This is a genomic window from Actinotalea alkalitolerans, assembly GCF_023369855.1.
GTDB lineage: Bacteria > Actinomycetota > Actinomycetes > Actinomycetales > Cellulomonadaceae > Actinotalea.
Window position 1 is genome coordinate 57,101 of sequence record NZ_JAMBPP010000007.1, and the last position, 25,098, is coordinate 82,198.

Consider the following 25,098-nt stretch of genomic DNA (forward strand, 5'->3'; position numbering starts at 1 on the left):
CCACGGTCCGTCGATGCCCCCTCATGTCCCGGGGCGCGCCGGGCGGCACGGTCTCCCCGTGAGACGACACGGTGCTCAGAGAGCCGACCCGGTTTCCCGGGGGACCGGCCGACGCGCCCTGGCGCACCGGGGCCGGTCTCCCGAGCCCGGTGGTGTCGTCGGTGCGGGCGGTGTCGTCGGGGTGCTCGGTGCGTGCGGCGGGGTCGGCGCCTCGACCTTCGCTGCGCTGCTCGCCGCACGGGTCGCGCAGGACGGCGACCGGGTGGCTCTCGTCGACCTGGACGACACGGGAGGCGGCCTGGACGTCCTGCTCGGGCTCGAGGGCGGGCCAGGGGTCCGATGGGTCGACCTCCGGCAGGTCCAGGGGGCGCTCGAGGCGACCGACATGACCGGGGTGCTGCCGTCCTGGCAGGGGGTCGAGGTACTCAGCGGTGGCGCCAGGGACGGTGAGCACGGCCCGCCCCGCGCGGCCCCCGCAGTGGTCGCCGCGCTCGCCGCAGGATGCTCGTGGGTGGTCGTCGACCTCCCCGTACGCTGCGTGGCCTCGGCCGGCGACGTGCTGATCCCGGTGCTGGACCTGTGCTCCGACCTCCTGCTCGTCACCGCGCAGGACGTCCGTGGCGTGGCCGGTGCGCTCGCGGCCCGGAGCGCGCTGGAGCGTGCTGCCCGGACCGACCTCGTCCCGCACGGGCCGACCGGTGCGCTCGGTCCGCCCGGCGACGCGTCGTCGTCGGCCGCGCGGTGGCCGACCCGCCTGGTCCTGCGAGGGTCTCGACGGGCTCGTGTCGCACCGCTCGAGGTCGCCCACGTGGTGGACCTCCCGGTGGTCGCCGTCCTGCCCACCGAGCCCCGCCTCGCCGAGGCCGTCGACCGCGGCTTCGGGCCCATGGTCAGACGGCGTGGCGCGCTGGGACGTGCCGTGGGGCGGACCGTCCGTGGTCTCGCGGGCGAGGGCCGCTGAGTGCGCGCAGGCACCGGGCCGGTCACCCGGCCCGACCGTCGGGGGTCGGGCGTCGGCGCGGGAGCCGACGCCGAGCTGGTCGCCCGCGTGCGCGAACGCGCCGCGGCGCACGGCCCCGACCTCGACCGGGTGGACCTCGCGACCATCGTCCGAGAGCTCGGTGGGGTGATGGGGCGCACCGACCGCGCCCACCTCGAAGGACTGGTCCGTGCCGAGCTGCACGGTGCCGGGCCGCTCCAGGGCCTGCTCGAGCAGCCCGGTGTGAGCGACGTCCTGGTCAACGGACCACGCGAGGTGTGGGTCGACCGCGGCCGTGGCCTCGAGCGGGCCGATCTCGACCTCGGGGGAACCAGCGTGCGTGCGCTCGCGGTGCGGCTCGCCGCCGCCGGGGGGCAGCGGCTCGACGACGCCGCCCCGGTGGTCGACGCGCGGCTCCCCGACGGGACCCGGTTGCACGCCGTCCTGCCCCCGGTGGCCGGCGACGGCGCGCTGATCTCCTTGCGGGTGCTGCGTCGCAGGGCCTTCTCCCTCGACGAGCTGGTCCGGGCCGGCAGCGTCGCACCGGCCCTGGCGCCGGTGCTGCGCGCCCTGGTCTCCAGGCGGGCGAACCTGCTGGTGAGCGGGGCGACCGGAACGGGCAAGACCACCCTGCTCGCGACGCTGCTGGGACTGGTCCCCGCCCACGAGCGCATCGTGTGCATCGAGGAGGCGAGGGAGCTGGCTCCCGACCATCCGCACGTGGTGGGCCTGGTGGCTCGGCGGGCCAACGTCGAAGGGGCCGGCGAGGTCGACCTCGCCTCGCTGGTCCGGCACGCGTTGCGGATGAGACCCGACCGCCTCGTGCTGGGTGAGTGCCGCGGGGCGGAGGTCCGCGAGCTCCTGACCGCACTCAACACCGGGCACGAGGGCGGGTGCGGGACCCTCCACGCGAACTCGGTCGAGGAGGTGCCGACGAGGCTCGAGGCGCTCGGGGCCCTGGCCGGGATGCCCCGGGAGGCGGTCGCCGCCCAGGCGGCGAGTGCCCTGCACGCGGTGGTGCACCTGAGGCGCGAGGAGGGCAGGCGCCAGGTCGCCCAGGTGGGTGTCGTGCACCGCGAGCCGGGTGGTGAGCTCCAGGTGGTTCCCGCGATCGAGCAGGTCGGTGGACGGGTGCGACGCGGGCCGGCATGGCAGGTCGCCGTCGCTCGGTGGGGGCTCGAGGCCGACGCGGCGACCGCGACCGGTTCCTGGCCGGGCGACGGGTCACCGGGATGAGCAGGGTCGGCCGGCTCCGGCCCGAGCCCGCTCGGACGAGGGTCGGGCACCAGGTCGTCCCGTTCGGGGCGGAGTCCTTCGTCGCGCTCCTGCTCGAGGTCGTCGCAGCGGTGCGGTCCGGAGCGCCACCGGTCGAGGCGTGGCGACGCGTCGGGGTCGCGACCGATCCCGAGGGTCTGCCCCGGCTGGGTGCGCTGGTCGAGCGGACGCCCGACGACCCGGGGCAGGCGGTCGCGGTGCTCGCGGCCGCCACGCTCGCCGCGGAGCTCGGCGCCGCCCCTGGTGTCGTGCTCGAGCGGCTGCTCGTCTCGGTCGTGCAGGAGTGCGAGGCGGCGTCGCAGCGAGACGCTGCGCGAGCCGGGCCGCTGGCGACCGCACGAGTGCTGGCCTGGCTCCCGGTCCTCGGTCTGCTGCTGGGTGTCGCGCTGGGTGCCGACCCGCTGTCGGTGCTGCTCGACGGGGGTGTCGGCTCGGTGCTGCTGCTGCTCGGGGCGGCCCTGGTGCTCGCCGGCCGACGGTGGGTCAGGGTGCTGCTGCTCGCTGCCGAGAGGGCGGGCTCCCGGTGACCCGCGGGAGGGTCGCGCGACTCGCACGCACGACCGGCCCCCCTCGGCTGGACTGGCCACGACCCACGAAGACGGGCGCTCCGAGGCGCTGGGGTCGTCGCCGTGCGGTCGTCGTGCCCGCCGAGGTCGACGTCGCGGTGGTCCTCGACCTCCTCGACGCGGCCTGCTCGAGCGGGGTGAGCGTCCCTCGGGCGCTCGGTGCCGTGGGCGCAGCGGTGGGCGGTGCGCGGGGCCGCAGGCTCGAGCAGGCCGGGACGGGCCTGCTCCTCGGGTCGTCGTGGGTCGCGGCCTGGGGCGGCGGGCCCGGGACGGGCGGCGGGTCAGGTGACGGGGCAGGGGGCGGCAGCGGGGCGGGCCACGGGCTCGGGCCCGTGGTCGAGGCGCTCCGCGCGAGCTGGGAGGACGGGGCGCCTCCGTCCGCGGGCCTTCGCGCCGCCGCGGATCGGGTACGACGCGAACGTCAGGCACGGTCGCTCGAGGCCGCGGGCCGTCTCGGCGTGCGGCTCGTGCTGCCCCTGGGCCTGTGCTACCTGCCGGCCTTCGTCCTCGTCGGGCTGATGCCGGTGCTGATGTCGTTGGCTACGTCGGCCCTCGGGCGGTGAGGTCACCGGTGCTGATCCACAGGGTCTGCCGTCCGGGAGCCGTCCACCCGGGCCCCGGTGTGATCAGACACCTCGTGACCGGTCGGCCGACGGTGGTCGGGCGCGACAGCACGTCGCGCACCCATCGGCCGGAAGGTTCGGCCCGACGAGAGGTGACCACCATGACCACAGCCCTGCTGGAGGACCACGACCCCGTCCAGGACCACGACCCCGCCCAGGAGCACGCGCCCGCCCAGGGCCGCGACCCTGTGCCGGACCGCCCGCCCCTCGAGGGTCGTGATCCCGCGAAGGGTCCCGTCGGGCCGTCCGGCACCACCCCGGGGTCGATCGTCCTCCCGCCGCGCCGGCACCGAGCCCAGGTCCGCCGGCCGAGCCGCTCGCGACCGGTGTCCGGCCCCGCGAGGGTAGGGGCCGCACCACGGCTGCGGGTGCTCCCGGCCGACGCGGGGATGGCCACGGCCGAGTACGCGATCGCGACCGTCGCCGCCGCCGGCTTCGGCGGCCTGCTGATCCTGATCCTGCGCAGCGACGAGGTGCGCGGGCTGCTCCTCGGGATCGTGCGCGGGGCGCTGTCGGTGTGAGCGTGGAGCGACGGCGGCGCCTCCCGCGCGGGGACTCCGGTGCCGTGACCGCGGAGCTGGCTGTCACGTTGCCCGCAGTCGTCCTGCTGCTCGCCGTGCTGCTGGTGACCGCGGCGGCGACCACCGTGCAGCTGCGGTGCGCGGACGGCGCCCGGGCCGGCGCCCGGGTGGCCGCCCTCGGTCAGGACGACGCCCAGGTCGCCGCCGTCGCTCGTCGCGTCGCCGGGGACGCGGTGGTCGTCTCCGTCCGGCGAGAGCCACCGTTCGTCGAGGTCACGGTCGAGGGCGCGGTGGCGCCGGCCTGGTTCACCGGCGGTCTGCTGGGGCTGGCGGCAACCGCCACCGCCTGGGACGAACCGTGAACGGCCGATCGGCGGCCCTGGGCAGTGCTGCGTGGCAGGCGCGCGACGACAGGGGGTCGGGCACCGTCCTGGCACTGGCTCTCGTCGCGGTGATCCTGGTGCTCGCTGCGGGTCTGGGGACCCTGGGCGCCGCGCAGCGTGCCCGGCTGGGTGCTCAGTCTGCTGCCGACCTGGCCGCACTCGCCGCCGCGGGGACGATCGCACTCCCGCCAGGGGTGACGCGGGGGACCGCACCCACGGTGGGCACCGAGGACCCGGCCGTCGCCGCGTGCGCCGTTGCGGCCGAGGTGGTCGCGCGGAACAGGGCGCGCCTGACGGGGTGCGAGGTCCGCAGCGGCGAGGTCGTGGAGCTCGAGGTGGCCAGGGACACGGTGGTCGGGACTGCCACGGCCTCCGCGCGGGCCGGACCGGCCTCGGCGCGTGCCGCTCTGCCCTGACCGCTCTGCCCTGACCGCTCTCACGCCCCTGACGCGTCGACCAGGCGGTCTCTCACCTCGACGCGGCGCCGTCCGGCATCGTCGCGAGGACCGCGTCGAGGAGTCGGACCGCGGCAGCCTTCTCGAGCGGGCTGTTGCTGTTGCCGCACTTGGGTGACTGGATGCACGCCGGGCACCCGGTCGTGCAGGTGCATCCCGCGATCGCGTCGCGCGTCGCGCGCAGCCAGGTCCGGCCGAGGTGGAACCCGCGCTCGGCGAAGCCCGCCCCACCGGGATGGCCGTCGTAGACGAACACGGTCGCGCAGCCGGTGTCCACGTGGAGGGCGGTGGAGACCCCACCCAGGTCCCACCGGTCACAGGTGGCGAGCAGGGGCAGCAGCCCGATCGAGGCGTGCTCGGCGGCGTGCAGCGCCCCCGGGGCCTCGTCCTCGTCGATCCCGGCCTCGGCCAGCACCGACGCCGGGGCCGTCCACCACACCGCAGTGGTGGTCAGGGTGCGTGCCGGGAGGTCGAGCACCTCACCTCCGACGACCGTCATCTCCGGCAGCCGACGGCGCTGGTAGCTGATCACCTGGGTGGTGACGTCCACGGTGCCCAGACCCCAGGTCACCGGGCCGGTGTGCCGCTCCTCGCGAACCCCCCGGATCTCGATCGAGGTCACCCATCGGGACCACGTGCCGTAGTCCACGCTGCGCGGACGGACGAGGGCGACGGATCCCTCCAGGTCGAGGTCCTCGACCACGAAGGTCTCGCCCTGGTGCACGTACACCGCACCAGGGTGGACGGTCGAGTCGGCGGCCCCGGCGTCCACGGTGCCCAGCAGCCGGCCGGTACGTCCCTCGACGACGCGCACGGGGTCGCCCCCCGACCCGCGGAGGTCGGTCAGGCGCGCGGCCGGCTCGTGGTGGGTCCAGTACCAGCCCGAGGAGCGGCGGCGCAGGGCACCTCGTTCGACCAGCACGTCGAGCAGCTCCTCGGTCCCGGGCCCGAAGACCGCGAGGTCCTCGCGACGGAGCGGGAGCTCGGCGGCGGCGGCGCACAGGTGCGGGCCCAGGACGTAGGGGTTGGTCGGGTCGAAGACCGTCGCCTCCACCGGGCGGTCGAAGATCGCCTCGGGGTGGTTGACCAGGTAGGTGTCCAACGGGTCCTCACGGGCGATGAGGGCGACCAGGCCCTCGGCCCCCGCGCGCCCGGCCCGGCCGGCCTGCTGCCACAGCGACACCCGGGTCCCGGGCCATCCGGCGATCAGCACGGCGTCGAGCCCCGTGATGTCCACCCCGAGCTCGAGGGCGTTGGTCGTGGCCAGCGCCCGCAGCGCCCCTGAGCGGATGCCCTCCTCGAGGGCGCGCCGCTCCTCGGGCAGGTACCCGCCGCGGTAGGCCGCGACCGAGCGGCCAAGTCCCGGGCGCACCTGGTTCAGGTGGTCCCGCGTCGTGCTCGCGACCGACTCCGCGGCCCGTCGGGAACGGGTGAAGGCCAGCGTGCGGGCTCCCGCGAGGGTGAGGTCTGCCAGCAGGTCGGCCATCTCGGCGGTGGCCGTCCGGTGGGTCGGTGCCGTGGGGGTGGTCGGGCCACGCACCACGGAGGCCCCGCTCCCGCCCGTGGGACCGGTAGCGCCCACGAGACCGGCGCCAGTGCTGTCGTCGGCGGTGTCGAGCCCGTCGGGCTGGACCGCGAGCCCGGGGAGCTCGGGTGGCTGCCACAGGGCGAAGGTCTTGCGACCGCGGGGAGAGGTGTCGTCGGTGATCGCGACGACGTCCTGGGCGGCGACGCCCAGCAGCCGGGATGCGCTCTGGGCGGGGTCCGCGGTGGTGGCCGAGGCGAGGACGACCGTCGGCGCGGCCCCGTAGTGAGCGGCGAGCCGGAGCAGGCGCCGCAGCACCGCGGCCACGTGCGCCCCGAACACCCCGCGGAAGGCGTGGCTCTCGTCCACGACGACGAACCGCAGCGAGCGCAGCAGCCGCACCCACCGGCGGTGCCCGGGCAGCAGCGAGAAGTGCAGCAGGTCCGGGTTGGTCAGCACGACGTCGGCGTGGTCCTGGATCCACCGTCGGTCGGAGAGGTCGGTGTCGCCGTCGCAGGTCGCGGCTCGTAGGTCGCCGGTGCCCGAGGCGCTCACCAGGCGGTCGAGCCCGGTGAGCTGGTCGGCGGCGAGGGCCTTCGTGGGGCACAGGTAGAGCACCGACCCGCGCCGTCGGGTGGACTCGATGCGACCGGGGTCGAGCAGCCCGGCGGCGGCGTCGGCCCGGACCGCGGTGAGGGCCGGGAGCCAGAACGCCAGGGACTTGCCCGACCCGGTCGAGGTGGCCAGCACGGTGTGACGTCCCGACCATGCGGCGTCGGCCGCCCGGACCTGATGGACCCACGGCCTCTCGACACCCAGCGCCCGGTACCCGCGCACGAGCGCCGGGTCGGCCCACGTGGGCCAGTCGGTGACCTGACCCTCGCGGGCGGGAAGGTGCCGGACGTGGGTCAGCCGCTCCTCACGGCGTCCACCCGCGAGCAGCACGTCGAGCAACGCGTCGGAGCCCACCACGTGCTGATCCTGTCACCCCGCCTGTCGGCGACCGGTTGCCGCCCCCGGGGGGGTGCGGGGTGGCCCGACCCCGCACCCCCCGGGTCGTAGGTCCCAGGCGATGGTGCCGCGATCCCGCCAGGATCACTACATCTTGTGGCTCGGGGATGCGGAACTACTACATCTGGGAGCCGGTGTCCCCTGGACGGTAGTCCGTCCGGATTCAGCGAGGAGAACTCAGATGACTCACCCGACCGTGCCCGCAGGTGTCCTCAAGCGCTCCGGCGCGACCGCGGGCTTCGATGCCGGACGGATCCGCTCGGCGATCACCCGGGCGGGCGCGGCGACCCGTGAGCTCGACGCGGAGCGCGCCGCCGAGCTCACCGACGCCGTGACGGCACGGCTGCGGGTCGAGGGCGCGCCCTACCCCCAGGTCGAGCACATCCAGGACCTCGTCGAGCAGGTGCTGCTCCAGGACGGCAGCACGGCCACCGCGCGGGCCTACATCGCCTACCGCGAGCAGCACGCCCGGCTCCGCGACGACGCCCGTACCGTGGTCGAGGTCGGGACGTCGATCAACGAGTACCTGGACCGCAGCGACTGGCGGGTCAACGCCAACGCCAACCAGGGGTACTCCCTGGGTGGGCTGATCCTGAACACCTCGGGCAAGGTCACGGCCAACTACTGGCTCTCGCACGTGTACGAGCCGGAGATCGGCCGCGCGCACCGCGACGGCGACCTGCACATCCACGACCTGGACATGCTCGCCGGGTACTGCGCGGGCTGGTCGCTGCGCACGTTGCTCACCGAGGGCCTCAACGGGGTGCCGGGCAAGGTCGAGGCGAGGCCGCCGCGGCACCTGAGCTCAGCCGTGGGGCAGATCGTGAACTTCCTGGGGACGATGCAGAACGAGTGGGCCGGCGCGCAGGCGTTCAGCTCCTTCGACACCTACATGGCCCCGTACGTGCGGATCGACGCGCTCACCTACGACCAGGTGCTGCAGTGCATCCAGGAGCTGGTCTACAACCTCAACGTGCCCTCGCGGTGGGGCACCCAGACGCCGTTCACCAACCTCACCTTCGACTGGACCTGCCCCGAGGACCTGCGCTCGCAGGTCCCGGTGATCGACGGCACCGAGGTCGACTTCACCTACGGCGACCTGCAGGTCGAGATGGACCTCATCAACCGCGCCTACATCGAGGTGATGACCGCTGGTGACGCCTCGGGTCGGGTGTTCACCTTCCCGATCCCGACCTACAACATCACCAAGGACTTCCCCTGGGAGAGCGAGAACGCGGCGCTGCTGTTCGAGATGACCGCCAAGTACGGCCTGCCCTACTTCCAGAACTTCATCAACTCCGAGCTCGAGCCCCACCAGATCCGGTCGATGTGCTGCCGGCTCCAGCTCGACCTGCGCGAGCTGCTCAAGCGGGGCAACGGTCTGTTCGGCTCGGCCGAGCAGACAGGGTCCCTCGGCGTGGTCACGATCAACTGCGCCCGACTGGGGCACCGGTTCCGCGGCGACGAGGCGGGCCTGCTGCGTGACCTCGACCGTCTCCTGGACCTGTCCCGTGACTCGCTCGAGGTCAAGCGCAAGGTCATCCAGCGGTACATCGACGAGGGCCTGTTCCCCTACACCAAGCGATACCTGGGGACCCTGCGCAACCACTTCTCGACGATCGGGGTCAACGGCCTCAACGAGATGGTGCGCAACCTGACGGGAGACACGCAGGACATCAGCACCCCCGAGGGTCACGCACTGGCGGTCCGGGTGCTCGACCACGTGCGGGCCCGGATGGTCGAGTTCCAGGAGTCGACCGGTCACATGTACAACCTCGAGGCGACCCCGGCCGAGGGCACCACGTACCGGTTCGCCCGCGAGGACCGCAAGCGGTACGCCGGGATCCTCCAGGCAGGCACCGAGACCAACCCGTACTACACCAACTCCTCCCAGCTGCCGGTCGGGTTCACCGACGACCCGTTCGAGGCCCTCGAGCTGCAGGACGAGCTGCAGTGCAAGTACACCGGCGGGACCGTGCTGCACCTGTACATGGCCGAGAAGGTGTCGAGCTCCCAGGCCTGCCGTGAGCTCGTGCGCCGTGCGCTGACCCGCTTCCGCCTGCCGTACATCACCATCACCCCCACGTTCTCGATCTGCCCCAACCACGGGTACCTGCCGGGCGAGGAGCACGTATGCACCCGCTGCGCCCAGGAGAACCCCGGGACAGCGCCGGTCGAGTGCGAGGTCTGGACCCGGGTCATGGGCTACCACCGGCCGGTCAGCTCGTTCAACGTGGGCAAGAAGGGGGAGCACGCCGAGCGCACGCACTTCCAGGAGGGCTCGGTGGTCCCGACGCTGACCGTGCGGGCTCCGGTCGAACCGGTCCTCGTGTGAGGGGCGGGCAGGCCCGGCCCGAGGAGCTGCAGATCGCCGGGCTGACCCGGCTGTCGACCTGCGACTGGCCGGGGCGGCTCGTCGCGACGGCCTTCCTGCAGGGCTGCCCCTGGGCGTGCACCTACTGCCACAACCCTGAGCTGATCGACCCGCGCACCCCGGGCACTGTGGCGTGGAGCGAGGTGCGCGACCTGATCGCGCGCCGCCACGGGTTGCTCGACGGCGTCGTGTTCTCCGGTGGTGAGCCGACGCGTCAGCCCGCGCTCGTGGCGGCCGCGCGGGAGGTCCGGGACGCGGGGCTCGGGGTCGGTCTGCACACCGGCGGCGCGTACCCCCGTCGCCTGGAGGCGGTGCTGCCGCTGGTCGACTGGGTCGGGTTCGACGTCAAGGCGCCGGCAGATCTGTACCAGGCCGTCACGGGCGTGGCCTCGAGCGCGCGGGCGGTCGAGCGGTCACTGCGGCTGGTCCTGGACGCGGGGGTGGCCGTGCAGGTCCGCACGACCGTGGACCCCACCGTGCTCTCGGCCGACGACGTCTCCCGGCTGGGTCGCGCGCTGGCCGCCCTCGGTGTCACCGACCATGTGCTCCAGGAGGTGCGTCCGCAGGGCACCCGGCCCGAGTACGCCGCAGCCCTCGACGAGGTGCTCCGCAGCGGCGGAAGGACGTTGGTCCGGGACCTGTCGTCCGCAGCGATCTGAGACTGGTCCCATGTCTCGCACACTGCTGGCCCCGCCACCCGCCGCCGCACCCCTCGGGGAGCGGACCGTGACGACCGCGGGCTGGGCGTGCGCGGCGCGCCTGGGCCCGACGGTCTCGCGGACCCCCGCCACTGTGCTCCGGGTGCCCGACCGCCCGGCGCGGGAGGGTGCCGACGGGCTCGAGATCGCCGCGTGGTCGCCGACCTGCGAGCTCGGGTGGAGCGGTCGTCGTCCTGCGACGGTGCTGCTGCAGGGTTGCGCGTGGCAGTGCGCCGCGTGCCCCACGCCCCTGCTGCGCGACCCGATGGTCGGCGGGGCGGTGCCCTGGGCCGAGGTCCGCGCCGGCCTTCTGGGCGGTGCGTCGGCCGACGGCGACACCGCCGGGGTGGATGCCGTCGTGCTGTCGGGGGGCGAGCCGACCCGTCAGGACGGGCTGGTCGCTGCGCTGATGCAGCTGCGCGAGCTGGGCCTGGCGACGGGGCTGCGGACCTCGGGGGCCTACCCGCAGCGGCTCGCCGCCGTGCTGCCGCTGGTGGACCGCCTGTGGCTCGACATCAAGGCCCCCGCAGGCCTGTACCGAGCGGCGACCGGGGCCGGTGCGAGCGCGCACAAGGCCTTCGCGAGCCTGCGGCTGGCCCTGGACGCCGGGGTCGAACTGCAGGTGCGCACCGTGGCGGACCCGCAGCTCCTGGGGCCGGCCGACCTTGCCGAGCTGGCTCGTCACCTGCATGATCTGGGGGTGCGTGACCACGTGATCGAGGCCGCTCGGCCCGCTGAGGGCTGAGAGCTCCGCCACAGGTCGATCACCAACGGGGGCAAACCGACGCAAGCCAGGCGTCCCACGACTCTCTCAGGGTGTGCATCGGGCGAGCCCGTACGAGCATGGGCGAGACCTTTGGTTCAATGTGCAGGACCGACCGAGAAGGAGGGACCCGTGGACGTCTCTGTGACGAGCCGTGCCGTCGGCGACCGTACCGTTGTCGAGGTCGGTGGTGAGATCGACGTCTACACGGCGCCGGTCCTCCGGGAGGAGCTCTCCGACCTGATCGACGCCGACAGCACCGACCTGGTCGTGGACCTCACCGCGGTGCGGTTCATGGACTCGACCGGGCTCGGTGTCCTGGTCGGTGCCCTGAAGAAGGTGCGCACCCTGGGCGGTGACCTGCGCCTGGTGATCGACCAGGAGACCATCCTCAAGGTCTTCCGGATCACCGCGCTGTCGCAGGTCTTCACCATCCACTCGACGCTCGCGGACGCACTCGAGGAGTAGTCCCGCCGCCGCTCTCAGCGCCAGGTCGAGGCGAGCGGGCTCTGGTCGAGGTCGGCGAGCAGGCTCGCGACGTCGGGGTAGACGGCCACCGCGCCCGCCTCGCGCAGCGCGGCCTCGCTGCTGCCCCCGGTGAGCACGCCCACGCACCGGACCCCGGCCCGCGCCGCGGCCTCGACGTCCCAGACCGTGTCGCCGACCATGACGGCCCGCTCGGGCGGCACCCCGGCGATCTCGAGCGCCGCCTCGACCAGGTCGGGCGAAGGCTTGGCGTGCTCGACGTCCTTCGCCGAGGTGATCCCGGTGACGACGTCGTCGAGGTCGAGGACCTCGCGCAGGTGCTCGAGCGAGGTCGGACCGGCCGAGGTCGCCAGGACCGTCCGTGCGCCACGCTCGGCCACCGCGCGGACCAGCTCGCGGGCCCCGTCGAAGGCCCGCTGCTGCGCTGCGAGCTGCGTGTAGAGCTCACCGTGACGATCCTTGAGGGCCTCGCCGTGACGGTCGGCGTCCTGCTGGCCGACCAGGTCGGTGAGCAGGAGGCCCGAGCCCATGCCGATCGCGCGGTGCACCCGCCAGGAGTCGACCGTCAGACCGGCCTCGGCGAACGCCTGCGCCCATGCGTGCACGTGCAGGTAGTTGGAGTCGACGAGCGTGCCGTCGATGTCGAACAGGACGGCGCCCACGCCGGGCTGTGTCGTGCTGTCGTCCGGGTGCGCGGTGCTGGTGCTGGTGTCAGGGGTCACCCGTCAGTATCGACCCGGGCGCCGCCGGTTCGCGCGTCGGGCTACTCGACGACCACCTCGGCCGGGATGTAGTTCGCGGCGAGCAGCCCTGCCAGGGGGCCCTCTGTCGTTCCGTCGGGGTAGGTCACCTCCGTGAGCTCACCCTCGACCACCCCGTACGCCTGGTAGGTGCCCGCCGGCAGCCGCAGGGAGCGGGGCTCGGTGGTGCACAGGTGCAGGCTGCCCTCGACCTCTTGGGACGACGTCGCGCCGGCAGTCAGGTCGGTGAGGACGGTCAGGTCGTCGGCGACACTCCGGGCGACGACCACACCGTCCTTGGCGAGCACCAGGGTCGGCACCGACGTCCTGGCGACCACGTGGCGTTCCTCGGTGGTGCGCAGAGTGACCCTCCCGGTGACGTCCGCCCCGGGTGCGTAGGTCGCCGGGGGAAGGTCGAGGTCGAGCAGCAGCGGGGGCTGTCCGTCGTCGAGCCACACCTCCGACCCGCACGCGGGGAACGGCGCAGGGTTGGGGTTCGCGAGGATCTCGGCCAGGACTCGCTCGCTGTCGGCCGTCAGCGAGACGACCGCCTCCTCCTCGGGAGACCGCTCGTGGACGGAGAACGGCCAGGGTCCACCCAGGTAGATCGAGGCGGGGTCGTCTCCGCGCTGCCCGACGGCGTAGGCCTCGTAGGCGCCCGGCGGGAGCAGGGTCGTCCCCGAGCAGTCCGCGAGGTTGTGGAGCACCCGGTAGATCTGGGTCTCCCCGGGCTCGAGCGCGTCCACGGTGTCGGTCCCTTCCATCGCGTTCCGCGCACCGACGGGACGGCCGTCGAGGGTCACCACGATCTCGGGAGTGAGGGTGCTGATGTCGGTCGCCGTCTCCCCGGTGCCGGTGAGGGTCAGCTGGACATCGAGGTTCTCGCCCAGGGCGACCGGTGCGATCGCCTCGGCCCCGGCGGTCAGACCGATGCCAGCGCCCTCGGCGAGGTCCAGCGGGAAGCAGGTCTCCAGGTCGCTCGCCTGCTCCGACCCGTTCGACGGATCCTCCTGCTGCGGCTCCTCGGTCGCCGAGGGCGCCAGGGCCGTGTCCCTGCCCCCCAGCCCCTGCGCGCCGGCGAGCACGACGGCGGCCACCGCTGCGACCCCGACCACGCCCTGGGCGGTGTGGCGGGCAGCCCGCCGTCGCCGGATCCGGGTGACCATGTGGTGCACCTGACCGGACATGCGTGCCGTGGTGGCGTCGTCGTGCACCGAGCCGGCGATCTGCAGGAGCGCGCGCTCCAGGTCGATGCTCATCGTGAGGTCCTCCCGGTGATGACGGTGATCTCTTCGCTGGTGGTCGTGGAGACCGCCGAGTCCTTCGGCTGGGCATCCTCGGTCCCGGTCGGGCCCGTGGGCAGCGGGCCCAGCAGGGCCTCCATGCGCCGCACCCCGTCGGACAGGTACCGCTTGACCGCGCCCTGGCTGACGAGGAGCTCCTCGGCGATGGCCGCGACGGTGAGGTCCTCGTAGAAGCGCAGCACCACGCAGGCCCGCTCACGAGGAGCCAGCGAGCGCAGGGCGTCCTGCACGTCGAGCCGCTCGGTCGTCACGCCCTCATGACCGGCGGAGGAGTCGTCCCGGCTGACGAGGTGGCGCACCGCCGCCCAGCGTCGCCGTCGGCGGAACCCGTCCAGGTAGGTCGTCAGCACGGCCCGGCGGACGTAGCCTTCGACGTTGGTCGCCCGCAGGCCGGCCCGCCCACGGGAGTAGGTCTTGACCAGTGCGTCCTGGACGAGGTCCTCGGCCTCGCGGCGGTCCCCGCACAGGAGGTACGCGTACCCGACCAGCGCCGAGCCGCGGGTGCGGACCAGGTCGTCCAGGGAGTCCTCCCACGCAGCCATCGGTTCCCTCTCTGGTGGCGCCGACCCGTTGCCTGCACCGCTGACCATGATGACGGCCCGGGCGCGCGAAACGTTGGGGTCGTCGACCGGTGCCGATCCACCCGTAGACTGCGCCCGTCGCGGCTCAGGGGGAGCCGCGACAGGTCGACGGCAACGGTGCCGTGCCGACCGACGCCCGCCGCCGAGGAGGACGAATGCTCACGCTCGGGTCCACGAGCCTCATGATCGTCAGTGTCATCGCCGCCGTCGCCGTCGCTTCCCTGGCGTACGCGCTGGTGCTGCGCAAGCAGGTGCTCGCGGCCGGTGAGGGCACGCAGGGGATGCAGGACATCGCCCGGGCCGTCCAGGAGGGTGCCTCGGCGTACCTGAGCCGCCAGTTCCGCACCCTGGTGCTCTTCGCGCTCGTCGTGTTCGGGCTGCTCTTCCTGCTCCCCGGCGACACCGGCATCCGGCTGGGCCGCTCGGTGTTCTTCCTGCTCGGTGCAGGTTTCTCGGCGGCCATCGGCTACCTCGGCATGTGGCTCGCGACGCGGGCGAACCTGCGGGTCGCGGCAGCGGCCTCGCTGCCCGGCGGGCGAGCCGAGGGTGCGCGCATCGCCTTCCGCACCGGTGGGTTCGTCGGCATGTGCGTGGTCGGGCTCGGGCTGCTGGGTGCGGCGTCGGTCGTGCTCATCTACCGGGGCGACGCGCCGGCGGTGCTGGAGGGCTTCGGGTTCGGAGCGGCCCTGCTGGCCATGTTCATGAGGGTCGGCGGCGGCATCTTCACCAAGGCGGCCGACGTCGGGGCCGACCTGGTCGGCAAGGTGGAGAAGAACATCCCCGAGGACGACCCGCGCAACGCCGCGACCATCGCCGACAACGTGGGCGACAACGTCGGCGACTGCGCGGGGATGGCGGCCGACCTCTTCGAGTCCTACGCGGTGACCCTGGTCGCCGCCCTCATCCTGGGCAAGGCGGCGTTCGGCGAGCAGGGTCTGGTCTTCCCCCTGATCGTCACCGCGATCGGTGCGCTGGTCGCGGTGCTGGGCGTCGTGATCACCAAGGTGCGCGGGTCGGAGAGCGGCCTCGCCGCCATCAACCGCGGCTTCTACACCTCGGCGCTCGTCGGAGCCGTCCTGGCCGGTGTGGCGGCCTTCCTCTACCTGCCCTCGACCTTCGCCGAGCTCACCGGGGGCACCGCGGGCCTGGAGACGCACCCGGGCGACCCGCGGCTCGTCGCGGCCCTGGCCGTCGCGATCGGCGTGGTGCTGGCCGGGGTCATCCTGTGGATCACCGGCTACTTCACCGGCACCACCTCCAAGCCCACGCTGCACGTGGCCCGGACCTCGCTGACCGGTGCCGCGACCGTGGTCCTCTCGGGCATCGGGGTCGGTTTCGAGTCGGCCGTCTACACCGCGGGGATCATCGCCGCGGCGATGTGCGGGGCGTTCCTCCTGGCCGGTGGGTCGGTGTGGCTCTCGCTCTTCCTGATCGCGCTCGCGGGCTGCGGCCTGCTGACGACCGTCGGCGTGATCGTCGCGATGGACACCTTCGGTCCGGTGAGCGACAACGCGCAGGGCATCGCGGAGATGTCCGGCGACGTCACCGAGGAGGGTGCGCAGATCCTCACCGACCTCGACGCCGTCGGGAACACCACCAAGGCGATCACCAAGGGCATCGCGATCGCCACGGCGGTCCTGGCGGCCACCGCGCTCTTCGGCTCCTACGCCGACGCCGTCGGCACGGCGCTCGCGCAGGTCGGTGACGCGACGGTCACCAACGACGTGGTCGCCGCCATGCTGTCCTACTCGATCATCTCCCCGATCACCCTGGTGGGCGTCATCCTCGGCGGGGCCACGGTGTTCCTGTTCTCGGGCCTGGCCATCGACGCGGTCACCCGGGCCGCGGGGGCCATCGTCTTCGAGGTGCGTCGCCAGTTCCGGGAGAACCCCGGGATCATGACGGGCGAGGTGCGGCCCGAGTACGGCCGGGTCGTGGACATCTGCACGCGGGACTCGCTGCGTGAGCTCGCGACCCCGGGTCTGCTCGCGGCCTTCGCGCCGATCGCCGTCGGCTTCGGCCTGGGGGTCGGGCCGCTCGCCGGGTTCCTCGCCGGGTCGATCGGCGCCGGTGTGCTGATGGCCGTGTTCCTGGCCAACGCGGGCGGGACCTGGGACAACGCGAAGAAGATCGTCGAGGACGGCAACTACGGCGGCAAGAACTCCGAGGCCCACGCGGCCGTGGTCATCGGGGACACCGTCGGCGACCCGTTCAAGGACACCGCCGGACCCGCGATCAACCCGCTGATCAAGGTGATGAACCTCGTGGCCCTGCTGATCGCCCCGGCGATCGTGCAGATCAGCGTCGGGGACGACGCGAACCACGTGGTGCGGCTGTCGATCGCGATCCTTGCGACGGCCATCGCCTTCGGGGCGGTCATCATGTCGCGGCTGCGCGCCGCGAAGGTCGACCGCGAGGGCCGCTTCGAGCACGAGGCGCACCTGGTGTGACCCCCGGCGCACCGGGGGCGGTCCCCCTGACCGAGCTCCCGCTCGTGGAGTCCCTGCGGGCGGACCTGGACCGCAGCGGCCTGACGGTCGAGGCGGTCGAGGGCCTGCTCGGCCCGGTGGCCTCGGCCGCGCTGCACCGTGAGCAGCGACTCCCCGCCCTGCGCGAGGTCGACCGCGCCGCGGGCACCGGGTCGCACGCCGTGGCAACCCTCGTGCGCCTCTTCGTGCTCGGGGGAGAGGTCACCCGCGTGGCCCTCGACGCCGCCCTGCCGGGGACCGGGACGCAGGGGTGCGCGCAGCTCGGCCTGGTCGGGGCGGCCGGTCAGGGGCGTGCGGACGCGGTGCGGGCCAGGGTCGACCTGCGCCCCTACGCGGCCGCGGACGCCGCGGGGTCGGTGAACTGGTGGTTGACCTCGGACCTCGGCGAGCTGGCGACCGGGGCGGCGGTGCACCCCGACCACGTGCTCGGCGTGGGTGGGGCCTCGACCACCCTGGCCCAGGTGACCGTGCGTGACCGTCGCCGGCGCACCCTCGACCTGGGCACCGGCTGCGGGATCCAGGCCCTCCACGCGACCCGTCACAGCGACCTCGTGGTGGCCACGGACATCTCTCGCCGGGCGCTGGCCTTCACCGCGTTCAACGCCGCCCTGGCAGGTCTGGACGGACCGGGTCTGGACCTGCGCCGCGGCTCGATGCTCGAACCGGTCACCGGTCCGCTCGACGAGCCCTTCGACCTCGTGGTCTCCAACCCGCCCTTCGTCATCACCCCCCGCGGGGGGCCGGGCGGTGCGGCCGACTCCCCGGGTGTCCCGCACTTCGAGTACCGCGACGGGGGTCGCGCGGGGGACGACCTGGTGCGCGACCTCGTCCAGGGCATGGGCCGGGTGCTCGCGCCCGGTGGCGTCGCGCAGCTGCTGGGCAACTGGGAGCACCGACGTGGTGAGGACTGGCGCGAGCGGGTGGGCTCGTGGGCGCAGGCCTCGGGGCTGGACGCGTGGGTGGTCCAGCGCGACGTGCAGGACCCGGCCGAGTACGCCGAGACCTGGCTGCGCGACGGGGGGACGACGGCCGAGCGTGACCCGGCGGGCTGGGAGGCGGGGTACCTGGCCTGGTTGGACGACTTCGCCGCGCGGGGGGTCGAGGCGGTGGGCTTCGGGTTCGTGCTCCTGCGGCGACCGTCGACCGGTCGGGCGACCCTGCGTCGCGTCGAGGAGGTCACCGGGCCGGTGCGCCAGCCTCTCGGGGCGCACCTCGCGGCCGCACTGGCCGGCCATGACTGGCTCGAGGCGAGGGACGACGACGCGCTCGGTGCCGCCCGGCTGGTCGTGGCGGCCGACGTCACCGAGGAGAGGTACCTGGTCCCGGGGGCGGGCGACCCGAGCGTGGTGCTGCTGCGTCAGGGGGAGGGGTTCGGCCGTGCCGTGCAGGCCGGCACAGCCCTGGCAGGGCTGGTCGGGGCCTGCGACGGCGAGCTGGCGGTCGGCCAGATCGTGGCAGGCGTCGCAGCGATCCTCGACGTCCCGGTCGTTGAGCTGCGGTCCGAGCTCCTGCCCCAGGTGCGGGACCTCGTCCGCGACGGGCTGCTGCGACCCGACACCGGAGTCTCCTCGCTGCCGGACCCAGGCCCTTCCTCGCTTACGGTGGGTGGGTGAGCGCACCACCCTCCTTCCCGCCGGCTCGAGGCGGCCCCGCCGCACCGGGGCACGCTGACGCGCCACCGGCCGGTCCTGCCCTCGAGGGTGGACGGGCTCCGCAGCGACGGCAGGGCGGCCGCGAGGTCCGGGCGGGTCACCTCGCCCCGGCGATCGTGGTCGCTGCCGTGTCCGCGGTGGGTGTGTGGGCGGTGTGGCGGGTGTTCGTCGGCTCGCTGACGGGCCAGCGCCTGGAGGAGGCGGCGTTCGAGGGCGCTGCCCTGGGGCAGCACCGGTTGTGGCAGGTGGCCGAACCGGTCCTCGAGATCATCTCGGTGCCCTTCATCGCGGGTGTGCTGGTCGCCACGATGCTGCTGGCGGTGCTGCGCCGGCGCATGCTGCTCGCCCTGCAGGTCGCGGTCCTCATGGGTGGGGCGAACCTCACCACCCAGCTGCTCAAGCACGTGGTCTTCGACCGCCCCGACCTCGGGGTGGGCGTCTCGCTCGCGAACGCGCTGCCCAGCGGTCACACGACGGCGGCCGCCTCGGTCGCGGCGGCGCTGCTCTTCGTGGTGCCCCGTCGGATGCGACCGGCTGCGGCTCTGATCGGTGCGATGTATGCCGCCGCGACGGGGGTCTCGACGCTCGTGGGCAGGTGGCACCGCCCGAGCGACGTGGTGGCCGCGGTGCTGGTGGTGCTGGTGTGGGCGGGGATCGCGACCGCCCTGTCGGTGCGGGGTGACGTGGCCGCAGGCCCGGACCGTCCGGGCCGGAGCCGCGCAGTGGTCGGGCTGCTGAGCCTCGCCGGGGTGACCGCGCTGATCGGAGGCGGGCTGGCCCTGCAACGCAGTGCGGCCCACCTGGACGCCGGGCTCACGAGCACCACGGACCTGCTCACCGCGTACGGTGGTGGTGCCCTCAGCGTCGTCGGCGTCACGTTCCTGGCCTTCGCGGTGCTGCTGGCGCTGCGGCGTGCGACCGAGCCTCGGACGGCGGTCTGAGCGGCACCGGCGGGTGCCTGTCGGTGCGAGCTGGACGCACCGCGTGGACGGGGCGGTCAGCCGGGAGTTGACCTGAGGTCGTAGAGTGCCCGATCGACAGGGCTCGGTCGTCCGTCGCCACGGCTCGGGCGCCCGATGTGAGCGCCCCGGCGCTCGTACCTCATGCTGGAGTCCCGACCAGGCCACGAACGGTCTCGTCCCACAGGAAGCAGGTCCGTATGTCCGCTGGTCGCAAGCTCGTGATCGTGGAGTCGCCCGCCAAGGCGCGCACGATCGCCGGCTACCTCGGTGACGGCTTCGTCGTCGAGGCGTCCGTGGGGCACATCCGGGACCTGCCGCAGCCCTCCGAGCTGCCGGCCGAGATGAAGAAGGGCCCCTTCGGGAAGTTCGCCGTCGACGTCGACAACGGCTTCGAGCCGTTCTACGTGGTCGACGCGGACAAGAAGAAGAAGGTCGCGGAGCTGAAGAAGCTCCTCAAGGGTGCTGACGAGCTCTACCTCGCGACCGATGAGGACCGCGAGGGCGAGGCCATCGCCTGGCACCTGCTGGCCGAGCTCAAGCCGACCGTCCCGGTCAAGCGGATGGTCTTCCACGAGATCACACGTGAGGCCATCAACCGGGCCCTCGAGGCCACCCGTGAGCTCGACACCCGGCTGGTCGACGCCCAGGAGACGCGACGCATCCTCGACCGGCTGTACGGCTACGAGGTCTCGCCGGTTCTGTGGCGCAAGGTCCGCCAGGGGCTGTCTGCGGGCCGGGTGCAGTCCGTGGCGACCCGCATGGTGGTCGAGCGTGAGCGTGAGCGCATGGCGTTCTCGGCTGCCGAGTACTGGGACGTGCGTGGTGAGTTCGCCGTCGCGCAGCCCACCGACGAGTCCGCCCACGGCGCCTTCTCGGCGCGGCTGGCCTCGGTCGACGGTGCGCGGGTGGCGACCGGGCGCGACTTCGACGACCGCGGGACCCTGACCGGCAAGGGTGTGGTGCCCCTCGACGAGGCCGCGGCGACCGCACTGGTCCGTGGCCTGGCCGAGGCGGAGTTCAGCGTCCGGAGCCTGGACACCAAGCCGTACACGCGCAAGCCGGCGATGCCGTTCACCACCTCGACCCTGCAGCAGGAGGCCTCGCGCAAGCTGCGGATGAGCTCGCGGCAGACGATGCGCACCGCGCAGGGCCTGTACGAGAACGGCTACATCACCTACATGCGGACGGACTCGCCGTCGCTGAGCGCGCAGGCCATCGACGCCGCGCGACGCCAGGCCGCCGAGCTGTACGGACCCGAGTTCGTCCCCGACGCTCCGCGCATCTACGCCCCGAAGAACAAGGGCGCCCAGGAGGCCCACGAGGCGATCCGTCCGGCGGGGGACTCGTTCCGCACCCCCGCGCAGGTCGCCCGCGAGCTCTCGGGCGACCAGTTCAAGCTGTACGAGCTGATCTGGAAGCGCACGGTCGCCTCCCAGATGGCCGACGCCAAGGGATCGACCGCCTCGGTGCGGCTGGGGGCGACGACCACGCAGGACGTCGTCGTCGCCCAGCGCCCCGCGGCGCGGGTCGACGCCGAGTTCGCGGCGTCGGGCACGGTGATCACCTTCCGTGGCTTCATGGCCGCGTACGAGGAGGGTCGCGACACCGACCGGTACGCCGATGCGGGCGGCGCCGTGGTCGACGCCGGCACCGAGGGTGCCTCCGCCACGGCCAAGAAGGCCGATGCGCGGCTGCCGCGGATGTCCGAGGGTGACGCGCTGGACGCCCGGGGGGTCGAGGCCGAGGGCCACCGCACCTCGCCGCCGCCCCGCTACACCGAGGCGAGCCTGATCAAGGCGCTCGAGGAGCGGGGCATCGGCCGTCCGTCGACCTATGCGGCCACCATCTCGGTGATCGTCGACCGCGGGTACGTGCTGCCTCGCGGCCAGGCCCTCGTGCCGAGCTGGCTGGCCTTCGCGGTGATCCGTCTGCTCGAGGAGCACTTCGCGCGTCTGGTGGACTACGACTTCACGGCCGAGATGGAGAGCGACCTCGACCTCATCGCGGCCGGCGACAAGGAGCGGGTCGCCTGGCTCAGCCGCTTCTACTTCGGCGACGGCACCGGGACCCCGGAGGGTGAGGGGCTGCAGCACCTCGTCCAGGACCTCGGGGACATCGACGCACGGGACATCAACTCGGTGCCCATCGGTGACGGGATCACGCTGCGGGTCGGTCGCTACGGGCCGTACGTCGAGGAGGCGGGCGTCGCCGTCGGGTCGCCGGGCGCCGACGGGCCCGAGGGTGCGGGTTCCGGGGCGACGGGTGGCGGTGCAGGTCCCGACGGGCCCACGGTCGAGCCCAAGCGCGCGTCGGTCCCCGACGACCTCGCCCCGGACGAGCTGACCGTCGAGAAGGCCCGCGAGCTGCTCGACAGCCAGGCCGACGGTGACCTGGTCCTCGGCGAGGACCCCACGACCGGGACGACCATCGTCGCGAAGAACGGCCGGTACGGCCCGTACGTGACCGAGCTGCTGCCTGAGCCCGAGCTCGACCCGGGCCTGTCGGCCGCCGCCAAGAAGAAGGCGCTCGCCGCCCAGCCCAAGCCGCGCACCGCGTCGCTGCTCAAGACCATGCAGGTGCAGTCGGTGACCCTGCAGGACGCGCTGCGGCTGCTGTCGCTGCCGCGCGTGGTGGGTGTGGACCCCGAGTCGGGGGTCGAGATCACGGCCCAGAACGGGCGCTACGGCCCGTACCTCAAGCGGGGGACGGACTCGCGGACCCTGCCCACCGAGGAGGCGATGTTCGACATCACCCTCCAGGAGGCGCTCGAGATCTACGCCCAGCCCAAGCGCGGGCGCGGGGCGACCGCTGCTCCGCCGCTGCGTGAGCTCGGCGAGGACCCGGTCAGCAAGAAGCCCGTCGTGGTCAAGGAGGGACGCTTCGGCCCCTACGTGACCGACGGCGAGACGAACGCGACGCTCCGCAAGGAGGACGCCGTGGAGTCGGTGACCCTGGAGCGAGCCGCCGAGCTGCTCGCCGAGAAGCGGGCCAGGGGCCCGGTCAAGAAGACCGCCCGCAAGCCCGCTGCCCGCAAGGCACCGGCCAAGAAGGCACCGGCCAAGACGTCGACCAAGAAGGCCTGAGGGTCACACAGGCTCGTCGTCGGTGCGGAAGCCGATGACCTTGTGGCTGCCGTCGCAGTAGGGCTTGATGCCCGACGCGCCGCACCGGCACAGCGCGACGGTCGAGCGTCGGCGTGGTGCCGGCTCGCCGGTCGCGAGGAGGATCTCGACCTCGCCGCGCACCAGCAGCGGCCCGTCGGGGCATGCGGTGATGCTGGCCCAGGGGGTCGCGGGGGGCGTCGGGGCCGAGGTGGGCCCAGGGCCGGCGTCGCGCAGGTGATCGGTGGTCACCCACCGCAGTCAACCTCGTCGGGGCGGGGTCCGCGCGGCGAGCGGCACGGTGGTACCGGGTGGGGCCTCGGCTCGGCGCAGGGTCGACTCGTGCGGGTCCGTGCACGTGACGACCGTCTCTGCCGTCCCGGATGCGGCACCGCCCGCCCGGTGTCAGCCTGACGGAGCGGCGCTGAGGGTGCCGTGACCCACCGCGTGGCGGTGGCACCTGACGAGGAGGATCTGATGCGACGACCCGCAGCCCGCGGACCGGTGAGCGCTGCGCTCCTCGAGGCGTTGGTGCGTGAGCCCGGACCGGTGGTCACGATGCAGGCGGCCCTCGACCGAGCCCTGGCCGACGGCCGCCGTCCTGCGACGCAGGTGCTCGACGACGAGGACCTCCAGCTCAGCCTCTTCCTGCTCTACGAGCTGCACTACCGGGGCGTCGACGGGGTCGACGAGGCCTGGGAGTGGAGCCCGGACCTGCTGCGGTGCCGTGCTGTGCTCGAGGGCGTGCTCGAAGGTGCGATCCGCGAGATGGTGCCGGTGCCGGCGGGTGAGCCACGCACGGCGTCGGAGGTCGCGGCGCTGCTGTTCGCCCTGACCGCGGCGGACGGTGGGCCGAGCGTCTCGTCGTTCGTCGCGAAGAAGGCCACCGACGAGCAGGTGCGTGAGCTCGTGATGCACCGGTCGGTGTACCAGCTCAAGGAGGCGGACCCTCACACCTGGGCCCTGCCTCGGCTGAGCGGCCGGCCGAAGTCCGCCCTGATCGAGGTGCAGGCCGACGAGTACGGCAACGGGCGCCCTGGTCACACCCACGCCGAGCTGTTCGCCGGGCTGATGCGCGCCCTCGGCCTGGACGACTCCTACGGTGCCTACCTCGACGTGGTGCCGGCGCCGACGCTCGCCTCGGTGAACATGATGAGCCTGTTCGGTCTGCACCGGCGCCTGCGCGGGGCGATCATCGGGCATCTCGCGGCCTTCGAGATGACGTCGTCGATCCCGTCGCGGAAGTACGCCAACGGCCTGCGGCGCCTAGGCCACGGCCCCGAGGCCACGCACTACTACGACGAGCACGTCGAGGCCGATGCGGTGCACGAGCAGATCGCGGGTCGGGACCTCGCCGGCGGTCTGGTCGAGCTCGAGCCGCAGCTGCGCAGCGACGTGCTGTGGGGTGCTGCCGCGTGCCTCGCGGTGGACGGACACGCGGGCGCGCGGATGCTCGAGGCGTGGCAGCAGGGGCGCAGCGCGTTGCGGCCGGCGCGGGACCTCGCTGCCTGAGCGCCCCGTGCCCCCCCGTGCGGCCTCGGCGCGGACTACGGTGGAACCCATGACACACGCCGACGACCCCCGCAGCGCCCCTCCGATCCGCTGGGGGATCCTCGGCCCCGGGGGCATCGCGAACACCTTCGCCGCCGCCGTCAACCACCACACCCGGGCCCAGCTCGTCGCGGTCGGCTCGCGCAGCCGTGACCGCGCCGAGCGCTTCGCCACGCACCACGGCGTCCCGACCACGCACAACGGGTACGACGCCCTGGTCCGGGACCCGCAGGTCGACGCGATCTATGTCGCGTCCCCCCACTCCGAGCACCGCGAGCACGCGCTCCTGGCGATCGCCGCGGGCAAGCACGTGCTGGTCGAGAAGGCGTTCACCCGCAACGAGGCCGAGGCGCAGGAGGTCGTGGATGCGGCGCGTGCCGCGGGGGTCTTCGTGATGGAGGCGATGTGGACCCGCTTCCTGCCCCACGTGGTCGCCCTGCGCGAGGTCCTCGCCCGCGGTGAGATCGGTGAGGTCGTCTCGCTGATCGCGGACCACGGCCAGGCCTTCGGCCACATGCCGACCACGCACCGGCTGCACAACCCCGACCTCGCAGGTGGGGCGCTGCTCGACCTCGGGGTGTACCCCGTCTCCTTCGCGCACGACCTGCTCGGTGTCCCCGACACCGTCCAGGCGACAGGTTCGTTGACCCCCACGGGCGTCGACGGTCAGCTGAGCATCGCCCTGGGCTACGGTGACCGCGTCCAGGCCTCCCTGCACACCACGCTGTGGGCGCGCACCGCGACCACGGCAGTCATCGGCGGCACCGAGGGTCGGATCGAGATCGCCGACAGCTTCTACCGTCCGACGTCGTTCACGGTGATCCGCAACGACGGTGCCCGGTGGACCTACGACATGCCGGTCGACGGCGGCTTCCAGTACCAGGCGGCCGAGGTCGCCCACCGGGTCACCCAGGGGGAGACCGAGAGCCCCCGCATCACGCTCGAGCACACCCTCGAGGTGATGCGGACGATGGACGAGATCCGCCGGCAGGTCGGTGTCGTCTACCCCGGTGAGTGAGGACACCGCCGGGTCTGCGCGGGTCACCGCCTGTCGCCCCT

Annotated in this window: 22 protein-coding genes; 17 read left to right on the plus strand and 5 right to left on the minus strand. The window is 73.4% G+C overall.

From position 1 onward, the window contains the following. Positions 1–58 precede the first annotated feature (58 nt). The 7 genes from M1R94_RS10155 to M1R94_RS10185 all read left to right on the plus strand — a co-directional run bounded on the left by M1R94_RS10155 (position 59) and on the right by M1R94_RS10185 (position 4,763). Positions 59–961, plus strand: a complete 903-nt coding sequence (locus tag M1R94_RS10155; RefSeq protein ID WP_249381579.1) for a P-loop NTPase — start codon at positions 59–61, stop codon at positions 959–961. Continuing rightward, positions 962–2,215 carry a TadA family conjugal transfer-associated ATPase gene (locus M1R94_RS10160; RefSeq protein WP_249381580.1) on the plus strand — a complete coding sequence of 418 codons (1,254 nt, stop codon included), beginning with the start codon at positions 962–964 and terminating at the stop codon, positions 2,213–2,215. Then, positions 2,212–2,781, plus strand: a complete 570-nt coding sequence (locus M1R94_RS10165) for a type II secretion protein F (protein ID WP_249381581.1) — start codon at positions 2,212–2,214, stop codon at positions 2,779–2,781. Before M1R94_RS10160 ends, M1R94_RS10165 begins: the two co-directional genes overlap by 4 nt. A gap of 113 nt (positions 2,782–2,894) precedes the next feature. Then, entirely contained in the window at positions 2,895–3,383 is a 489-nt protein-coding gene (locus M1R94_RS10170; protein ID WP_249381582.1) for a type II secretion system F family protein, read from the plus strand. A 161-nt stretch (positions 3,384–3,544) separates the two neighbouring features. Next, positions 3,545–3,964, plus strand: coding sequence for a DUF4244 domain-containing protein (locus M1R94_RS10175; RefSeq protein WP_249381583.1), 420 nt, complete (start codon positions 3,545–3,547; stop codon positions 3,962–3,964). Between the two features lie 44 nt (positions 3,965–4,008). After that, positions 4,009–4,326: a TadE family type IV pilus minor pilin gene (locus M1R94_RS10180; protein WP_249381584.1), complete on the plus strand. Its 318-nt coding sequence runs from the start codon at positions 4,009–4,011 to the stop codon at positions 4,324–4,326. Further along, positions 4,323–4,763 carry an Rv3654c family TadE-like protein gene (locus M1R94_RS10185; protein ID WP_249381585.1) on the plus strand — a complete coding sequence of 147 codons (441 nt, stop codon included), beginning with the start codon at positions 4,323–4,325 and terminating at the stop codon, positions 4,761–4,763. The genes M1R94_RS10180 and M1R94_RS10185 overlap by 4 nt, the downstream gene beginning before the upstream one ends. Positions 4,764–4,815: 52 nt before the next feature. Here the strand turns inward: M1R94_RS10185 and M1R94_RS10190 are convergent, their stop codons facing one another. Then, positions 4,816–7,296, minus strand: coding sequence for a DEAD/DEAH box helicase (locus M1R94_RS10190; protein ID WP_374109459.1), 2,481 nt, complete (start codon positions 7,294–7,296; stop codon positions 4,816–4,818). A gap of 223 nt (positions 7,297–7,519) precedes the next feature. Between M1R94_RS10190 and M1R94_RS10195 the strand changes: the two genes are divergently transcribed. The 4 genes from M1R94_RS10195 (at position 7,520) to M1R94_RS10210 (ending at position 11,641) form a co-directional block, all read left to right on the plus strand. After that, positions 7,520–9,673 (plus strand): ribonucleoside triphosphate reductase, encoded by a 2,154-nt coding sequence (locus M1R94_RS10195; protein ID WP_249381587.1) that lies wholly within the window; start codon positions 7,520–7,522, stop codon positions 9,671–9,673. Then, positions 9,670–10,371, plus strand: a complete 702-nt coding sequence (locus M1R94_RS10200) for an anaerobic ribonucleoside-triphosphate reductase activating protein (RefSeq protein ID WP_249381588.1) — start codon at positions 9,670–9,672, stop codon at positions 10,369–10,371. The genes M1R94_RS10195 and M1R94_RS10200 overlap by 4 nt, the downstream gene beginning before the upstream one ends. A gap of 10 nt (positions 10,372–10,381) precedes the next feature. Continuing rightward, positions 10,382–11,155 carry a radical SAM protein gene (locus tag M1R94_RS10205; RefSeq protein ID WP_249381589.1) on the plus strand — a complete coding sequence of 258 codons (774 nt, stop codon included), beginning with the start codon at positions 10,382–10,384 and terminating at the stop codon, positions 11,153–11,155. A 150-nt stretch (positions 11,156–11,305) separates the two neighbouring features. Next, entirely contained in the window at positions 11,306–11,641 is a 336-nt protein-coding gene (locus M1R94_RS10210; protein ID WP_249381590.1) for an STAS domain-containing protein, read from the plus strand. A gap of 14 nt (positions 11,642–11,655) precedes the next feature. On the opposite strand, the gene M1R94_RS10215 is transcribed toward M1R94_RS10210, so the two are convergent. From M1R94_RS10215 to M1R94_RS10225, 3 genes are read right to left on the minus strand one after another with little or no spacing between them, the layout of a single operon-like run. Next, on the minus strand, positions 11,656–12,381 hold the full coding sequence (locus tag M1R94_RS10215) for an HAD family hydrolase (RefSeq protein WP_249381591.1): 726 nt from the start codon (positions 12,379–12,381) through the stop codon (positions 11,656–11,658). A 41-nt stretch (positions 12,382–12,422) separates the two neighbouring features. Then, the gene (locus M1R94_RS10220; protein ID WP_249381592.1) at positions 12,423–13,658 is read right to left on the minus strand and encodes a hypothetical protein; all 1,236 of its coding nucleotides are present in this window, start codon (positions 13,656–13,658) and stop codon (positions 12,423–12,425) included. Beyond that, positions 13,655–14,245 (minus strand): sigma-70 family RNA polymerase sigma factor, encoded by a 591-nt coding sequence (locus M1R94_RS10225; RefSeq protein WP_249381593.1) that lies wholly within the window; start codon positions 14,243–14,245, stop codon positions 13,655–13,657. The genes M1R94_RS10220 and M1R94_RS10225 overlap by 4 nt, the downstream gene beginning before the upstream one ends. A gap of 194 nt (positions 14,246–14,439) precedes the next feature. Here M1R94_RS10225 and M1R94_RS10230 point away from each other — a divergent pair, with 194 nt between their 5' ends. The 4 genes from M1R94_RS10230 to topA all read left to right on the plus strand — a co-directional run bounded on the left by M1R94_RS10230 (position 14,440) and on the right by topA (position 22,470). Further along, positions 14,440–16,734 (plus strand): sodium-translocating pyrophosphatase, encoded by a 2,295-nt coding sequence (locus M1R94_RS10230; protein WP_249381594.1) that lies wholly within the window; start codon positions 14,440–14,442, stop codon positions 16,732–16,734. After that, the gene (locus tag M1R94_RS10235) at positions 16,731–18,386 is read left to right on the plus strand and encodes a DUF7059 domain-containing protein (protein WP_249381595.1); all 1,656 of its coding nucleotides are present in this window, start codon (positions 16,731–16,733) and stop codon (positions 18,384–18,386) included. Before M1R94_RS10230 ends, M1R94_RS10235 begins: the two co-directional genes overlap by 4 nt. Then, entirely contained in the window at positions 18,383–19,366 is a 984-nt protein-coding gene (locus M1R94_RS20735) for a phosphatase PAP2 family protein (RefSeq protein ID WP_249381596.1), read from the plus strand. The genes M1R94_RS10235 and M1R94_RS20735 overlap by 4 nt, the downstream gene beginning before the upstream one ends. Positions 19,367–19,584: 218 nt before the next feature. After that, a complete protein-coding gene (topA, locus tag M1R94_RS10245; RefSeq protein WP_249381597.1) occupies positions 19,585–22,470 on the plus strand; it encodes a type I DNA topoisomerase in 2,886 nt (961 codons plus the stop codon). Positions 22,471–22,473: 3 nt separating this feature from the next. On the opposite strand, the gene M1R94_RS10250 is transcribed toward topA, so the two are convergent. Beyond that, the gene (locus M1R94_RS10250) at positions 22,474–22,740 is read right to left on the minus strand and encodes a CDGSH iron-sulfur domain-containing protein (protein ID WP_374109456.1); all 267 of its coding nucleotides are present in this window, start codon (positions 22,738–22,740) and stop codon (positions 22,474–22,476) included. A gap of 225 nt (positions 22,741–22,965) precedes the next feature. Between M1R94_RS10250 and M1R94_RS10255 the strand changes: the two genes are divergently transcribed. Together M1R94_RS10255 and M1R94_RS10260 are read left to right on the plus strand one after the other, a co-directional pair. Continuing rightward, complete coding sequence (locus tag M1R94_RS10255; RefSeq protein ID WP_249381598.1) at positions 22,966–24,000, plus strand: iron-containing redox enzyme family protein; 1,035 nt, start codon at positions 22,966–22,968, stop codon at positions 23,998–24,000. A 49-nt stretch (positions 24,001–24,049) separates the two neighbouring features. After that, positions 24,050–25,057, plus strand: coding sequence for a Gfo/Idh/MocA family protein (locus M1R94_RS10260; RefSeq protein WP_249381599.1), 1,008 nt, complete (start codon positions 24,050–24,052; stop codon positions 25,055–25,057). Positions 25,058–25,098 lie beyond the last annotated feature (41 nt).

Excerpts from the sequence above, each read along its gene's own strand:
- M1R94_RS10165 (WP_249381581.1), top strand. The coding sequence starts at position 2,212 with ATGAGCAGGGTCGGCCGGCTCCGGCCCGAGCCCGCTCGGACGAGGGTC.
- M1R94_RS10175 (WP_249381583.1), top strand. The coding sequence starts at position 3,545 with ATGACCACAGCCCTGCTGGAGGACCACGACCCCGTCCAGGACCACGAC.
- M1R94_RS10195 (WP_249381587.1), top strand. The coding sequence starts at position 7,520 with ATGACTCACCCGACCGTGCCCGCAGGTGTCCTCAAGCGCTCCGGCGCG.
- M1R94_RS10205 (WP_249381589.1), top strand. The coding sequence starts at position 10,382 with ATGTCTCGCACACTGCTGGCCCCGCCACCCGCCGCCGCACCCCTCGGG.
- M1R94_RS10220 (WP_249381592.1), bottom strand. The coding sequence starts at position 13,658 with ATGAGCATCGACCTGGAGCGCGCGCTCCTGCAGATCGCCGGCTCGGTG.
- M1R94_RS10225 (WP_249381593.1), bottom strand. The coding sequence starts at position 14,245 with ATGGCTGCGTGGGAGGACTCCCTGGACGACCTGGTCCGCACCCGCGGC.
- M1R94_RS10230 (WP_249381594.1), top strand. The coding sequence starts at position 14,440 with ATGCTCACGCTCGGGTCCACGAGCCTCATGATCGTCAGTGTCATCGCC.
- topA (WP_249381597.1), top strand. The coding sequence starts at position 19,585 with ATGTCCGCTGGTCGCAAGCTCGTGATCGTGGAGTCGCCCGCCAAGGCG.
- M1R94_RS10255 (WP_249381598.1), top strand. The coding sequence starts at position 22,966 with ATGCGACGACCCGCAGCCCGCGGACCGGTGAGCGCTGCGCTCCTCGAG.
- M1R94_RS10260 (WP_249381599.1), top strand. The coding sequence starts at position 24,050 with ATGACACACGCCGACGACCCCCGCAGCGCCCCTCCGATCCGCTGGGGG.